Below are 286 nucleotides of genomic sequence, written 5' to 3' on the forward strand. Positions count from 1 at the left end.
CACCCGAGGCTCTTCCCGCATCCGTATCTGTCTACACCTCAGATGCGACAGCCGTCGCCTCTTGGGATGCTGGCCAAACGTCACGTTTTGAAGGAAGACTGGCGACGTGCACATTCGATGTCGCCCCCGGCACTGGGGATCGTCTCATCTGGGTTGGCGGCTGCACGTGGCCGCGTAAAAACGGATTCTCCCTCAACGATTTGGTGCTTTTTCAAGAACGACTGGCATCTATTGCTCGATCCATCTCCACCCTATTGCTGGAAAAGGTAAATGTCGTTCTCCCTGC

General features: G+C 55.6%; 1 protein-coding gene. It reads left to right on the plus strand.

Annotated features, from left to right (window positions below; genetic code table 11):
* The coding region (locus K6N12_RS33820) for a hypothetical protein (protein WP_222141875.1) at positions 1–286 on the plus strand (286 nt) is incomplete at both ends.

This window comes from Rhizobium redzepovicii, from assembly GCF_019793435.1.
Lineage (GTDB): Bacteria > Pseudomonadota > Alphaproteobacteria > Rhizobiales > Rhizobiaceae > Rhizobium > Rhizobium redzepovicii.